The 2,271-nt window shown below is 64.3% G+C and carries 3 protein-coding genes; 1 reads left to right on the forward strand and 2 read right to left on the reverse strand.

Annotated elements, in window-relative coordinates; translation table 11 throughout:
• Nucleotides 1–14: 14 nt before the first annotated feature.
• Nucleotides 15–1,247, forward strand: a complete 1,233-nt coding sequence (locus RMO25_RS13820) for an alpha/beta hydrolase domain-containing protein (protein WP_405051806.1) — start codon at nt 15–17, stop codon at nt 1,245–1,247.
• Here RMO25_RS13820 and rnhA read toward each other — a convergent pair.
• Nucleotides 1,171–1,641 (reverse strand): ribonuclease HI, encoded by a 471-nt coding sequence (gene rnhA / locus RMO25_RS00340; protein ID WP_309660613.1) that lies wholly within the window; start codon nt 1,639–1,641, stop codon nt 1,171–1,173. The two genes, RMO25_RS13820 and rnhA, sit on opposite strands and share 77 nt — an antisense overlap.
• The coding region (gene ispH, locus RMO25_RS00345; RefSeq protein ID WP_309660612.1) for a 4-hydroxy-3-methylbut-2-enyl diphosphate reductase at nt 1,638–2,271 on the reverse strand (634 nt) is incomplete at its 5' end. The genes rnhA and ispH, both read right to left, overlap by 4 nt.

Consider the following 2,271-nt stretch of genomic DNA (forward strand, 5'->3'; position numbering starts at 1 on the left):
GCTTCAACGCAGACGTGCGAAAACGGCGGGCCTTGGATGGCGTAATGGACACCGCCGGAGGCGCAGGTCGGGGTTCGTTCAACCACCGCTATGCCCTTCCTGGCCAGGCAGGAAATTCAGTTGGCAGTGTCCTTCGGGCGGTCGATCTCTATCCGTTTTCAGACCTTCCAACGACAGACATCGACGGACGCGGCCAAGAGGGGCTACTGGATCGGGTCCGGCGCGATAAAGTGCAACCACGCATCTTCCATATCCTAAGCGGTTCGGAATATTGGGCACGCGCAGGATCGCTACTACACACTAGTACTGATGGCCGACGCGCGCTCTTGGAGGCTGAGGGGACGCGAACTTACGCCTTTGCGGGCACTCCACACGGGGCTCGTCGCCACACCATCTTCCTCGAAAAGGCTACCGCTGCCGATTTGCCATACAATGACAACAGTGACCTTTCGTTGGCGCTGCCGGCTTTGCTCATTGCCCTAGACAGGTGGATAACGGGTCAGGCCGCGCCGCCGGTTTCGCGATACCCGCGGCTTGGCGACACCCTAGTCCCGCCTGCGTCTCTCCACTTTCCCAAGCTACCGAATGTTGTCGTGCCCGCCGGTCCGCCGCCAGTCTGGCAGCTACGCTTTGGACCAGCATACCGCAGCGAAGGCGTCATGTCAGAACCACCGCAGTTGGGGCCGCGTTACCCGCTGCTCGTTCCGCAAGTAGATGATGATGGGAATGAGCTGGGCTCATGGCGCGGCATGGCGATGTCGGTGCCACTAGGAACCTACACGGCTTGGAACCACCAGAATAGTGGAACAGAACCTTTCGGCATTTTGTCGGGGCTACAAGGTGCCTTTATCCCGTTTCCGGTAACGCAGGCCGACCGTGCACGCTCGGGCGATCCGCGACCCTCGGTTAGTGAACGTTATGGTGGCCTCGGTGGCTATATGCGAGCGGCTGAGAGGGCTGCCGAAGCACAAATTGCCGCCGGGTTTCTTCTTCCTGAGGAGCGGGAACGTGCCCTGACCTCCATGCGGCTCAACTGGGACCGTGCCGTAGGATTAAGGGGGCACTGGCCTCGACCCAAAAACTTAATAGGTAGGCGCGATCTTCGTCGAATTCGGCCGCACCTTTCGAGCATCGACCTGCCTAATGTCCGCTTTGGGTCGAATGCGGACATTAGCGCTGAGCGTCCGCCGCCGCGCAGGCGAGATCGTCTACCCGGTCGTTCTCTGGATGGCCGCTGTGGCCTTTGACCCAGTGCCATTCGATCCGGTGCCGCGCGACGGCTTCCAATAGCAGCTGCCACAAATCGGCGTTCTTGACCGGCTTGCGGTCGGCGGTGCGCCAGCCATTGCGCTGCCAGCCGTGGATCCAGCGGGTGATGCCGTCGCGGACGTAGACGCTGTCGGTGGTCAGGCTCACCCGGCATGGCCTGGTGAGCGCGTTCAAGGCCTCGATGGCGGCCACCAGCTCCATCCGGTTGTTGGTGGTCAGCGGCTCGCCGCCCGACAGCTCGCGCTCGCGCGCGCGGGTTCCTTTTGATGGAACCGTGCGAATCAACGCCGCCCAGCCGCCCGGGCCGGGGTTGCCGCGGCACGCCCCGTCGGTGAAGATCTCGACCTTCGGCAGTTCGCCCGGCGCAGTCAGGCGACCAGCTCCCGCGGCAGCTTGAAGCTCATCCCTTCGGCCGCATGCTCGGCCTGGTCCTCGGTCACCTCGAACCGCGTCCGCAGCGCGTCGATCACTTCGCGCACCAGGAGCTCCGGCGCCGAGGCGCCGGCGGTGACGCCGAGCGTGCTTGGGCGCCCAAGCCAGTCCCAGTCGATGTCGGTCGCCCGTTCGATCAGCCGCGACGGCACGCCCAGGCGCTCGGCGACTTCGGCCAGGCGCAGCGAATTGCTGCTGTTGGGGGCGCCGATCACCAGCATCTTTTCGCACTGGGGAGCAATCGCCTTGACCGCCGCCTGGCGATTCGAGGTCGCGTAGCAAATGTCCTCGCTGCGCGGCGCCTCGATCCCTGGAAACCGGGCCTTCAAGGCATCGACGATGGCGGCGGTGTCGTCGACCGACAGCGTGGTCTGGGTCAGGAACGCCAGATTGGCCGGGTCGGCAACCGCGATCCGGGCGACATCGGCCACGGTCTCAATGAGGGTGATCGAGCCCTCCGGGACCTGGCCGAAGGTGCCGATGACTTCGGGATGGCCGGCGTGGCCGATGAACAGGATGTGCCGCCCCTCGGCAATCTGCCGCTCAGCCTGGCGGTGGACCTTGGACACC

This window comes from Sphingomonas sp. (assembly GCF_031361285.1).
Taxonomy (GTDB): Bacteria; Pseudomonadota; Alphaproteobacteria; order Sphingomonadales; family Sphingomonadaceae; genus Sphingomicrobium.